Annotated in this window: 2 protein-coding genes; both read left to right on the top strand. The window is 64.1% G+C overall.

Annotated features, from left to right (window positions below; translation table 11 throughout):
* The coding region (locus V6M52_RS12395; RefSeq protein WP_332701249.1) for a M2 family metallopeptidase at positions 1-1,081 on the top strand (1,081 nt) is incomplete at its 5' end.
* Between the two features lie 128 nt (positions 1,082-1,209).
* Positions 1,210-2,576 (top strand): TadE/TadG family type IV pilus assembly protein (locus V6M52_RS12390; protein ID WP_332701248.1); only part of this gene is annotated, 1,367 nt, incomplete at its 3' end.

The following is a 2,576-nucleotide window of genomic DNA, read 5'->3' as shown; positions in this document are numbered from 1 at the left end:
CCGGCTGAACGACAAGTACGGCGACGCGGTCCAGAAGCGCAGCGGCCCGATCCGCGCCGACCTGCTGGGCAACATGTGGGCCCAGCAGTGGGGCAACATCTATGACGTGGTCCAGCCGAAGACCGCGACCTCCAGCTACGACCTCGACAAGCTGTTGGAGTCCCGGGGCTACGACCCGGTGAAGATGGTCAAGACCGGGGAGGGCTTCTACACCTCCGTGGGTCTCGCGCCCCTGCCGGAGACATTCTGGAAGCGCTCGATGGTCACCCGGCCGCAGGACCGCGAGGTGGTCTGCCACGCCTCGGCCTGGGACCTGGACGACCGCGACGACATCCGCATCAAGATGTGCACCAAGGTCAACGGCGAGGACTTCTACACCGTCCACCACGAGCTGGGTCACAACTACTACCAGCGCGCCTACAAGGATCAGCCGTTCCTGTTCAAGAACGGGGCGAACGACGGGTTCCACGAGGCGATCGGCGACTTCGTCGGCCTCTCGGCCCTGACCCCCACCTACCTCAACCAGATCGGCTTGTTGGACAAGGCGCCGGGGGTCGAAGAGGACATCCCGTTCCTGCTGAAGATGGCGCTCGACAAGATCGCGTTCCTGCCCTTTGGCCTGATGGTCGACCGCTGGCGCTGGCAGGTGTTCTCCGGCCAGACCCCGCCGGAGCGCTACAATGACGACTGGTTGAAGCTGCGGCTGCAGTATCAGGGCCTGGTCCCGCCCGGACCGCGCCCCGCCGACGCCTTCGATCCCGGCGCGAAATACCATGTGCCCGGCAACGTGCCGTACACTCGCTACTTCCTGGCCCACATCTACCAGTTCCAGTTCCAGCGCGCGGCCTGCCGCCAGATGGGCTGGAAGGGTCCGCTGCATCGCTGTTCGGTCTACGGACAGAAGGAGGTGGGTGCGAAATTCAACGCCATGCTGGAAATGGGCGCCTCCAAGCCGTGGCCCGAGGAACTGGCGGCCTTCACCGGCGAGACCAAGACAGACGCCAGCGCCGTGGCCGACTATTTCAAGCCGTTGAACATCTGGCTGACCGCCCAGAACAAGGGTGAGACGTGCGGTTGGTGAAGGCGTAGCCCAGGGTCCGTTTCGCCTTCCGGGTGATGGGCAATAGTTTTTGATTCACCTTGTCCGGCGCCCGTTTGTTTACGCTGACCTGTCAAATTCGCTCGAATCCGACGAGCGGGGGTCCGGGCGTGGACACGAATTCGAAGCAAATCCGCGGGCGCCTCGCCCGCTTTGGCGGGGCCATGATCGGCTTCGCCCGGCGAATGACACGCGACGAAGGCGGCGCTTCGGCGGTGTTCTTCGCCGTGGCCCTGCTGATGCTCACGCCGATGACCCTCGGCCTGGTGGACGTCTACATCAGCACCACCCAGCGCGGTCAGCTGCAGGACGCTCTCGATACAGCCACGCTCTACGCAGCCCGCTCCTCGGCCACCACCACCGCCGAGATCGACACAATCGGCGACGCGGCCCTGATCGCCAACCTGGTCCTGCCCGAGGGCGAGAGCATCGTTGAATCAAACTTCGTGCTGGACGGCGTCAAGGTTGTCGGTTCCGCGGCCGTCACCCCGCCCGGCATCTCGCCGCAGATCTGGAACCAGCAGAACCTCCGAGCCACCTCGGAGGTGGTCCGTAACTCGAACCACGTCGAGGTGGCGCTGGTGCTCGACACCACTGGCTCGATGAGCGGCCAGAAGCTGACCGACATGAAGACCGCGGCCAAGGACCTGGTCGACATCGTGGTCCAGGACATCCAGACGCCCTACTACTCGAAGATGGCCATCGTCCCCTATTCGATGGCGGTCAATGTCGGCAGCTACGCCAGCTCCGTGCGCGGGTCTCCCAAGGCGGGTCAGAATCCCACTCGGGGCACAAACGACGTGCCGCCCTATACGACGTTCCGTTTCAAGAACGCCGACTGGAACAACAGGGACTGGACCATCAACTCCTGCGTGACCGAGCGGACGGGCGCAGAGGCCTATACCGACGCCGCGCCTAATACCAACGCCGCGCTTGTCGGGCCCAACTACCAGTCCTCCACCAGCTATTGCACGGCCGTTTCGGAGATTCAGCCGCTTAGCACCAGCAAGACGACGCTGAAGAACAAGATCAACGGCTTCACCGCCACCGGCGTCACCGCCGGCCATATCGGCCTGGCCTGGGGCTGGTACATGGTCTCGCCGAACTTCGCCTATCTGTGGCCCACCGCCAGCAAGCCTGCCGCCTATGGGACCGACGATCTCCTGAAGGTCGTGATCCTGATGACCGATGGCGAGTTCAACACCCAATACTGCAACGGCGTGGTCTCCAAGGATTCCTGGAGCACGAGCAGCGGGAGTAGGATCAGCTGCAACGCCACCAACGGCAGCGCCTTCACCCAGGCCAAGACGCTCTGCACCAATATGAAGGCCCAAGGTGTGATCATCTACACCGTCGGCTTCGCCCTGGGGGGCAATGCGAGCGCCGTCGACGTCATGAACTCCTGCGCCACCGACGAGAAGCACGTCTACCTCCCCGGCAGCGGCGCGGCCCTGAAGGACGCCTTCAAGGCCATCGG

It is taken from the genome of Devosia sp., assembly GCF_036676215.1.
In the GTDB taxonomy this organism is placed as follows: domain Bacteria; phylum Pseudomonadota; class Alphaproteobacteria; order Rhizobiales; family Devosiaceae; genus Devosia.
This window is presented reverse-complemented; position numbering and strand designations above follow the sequence as displayed.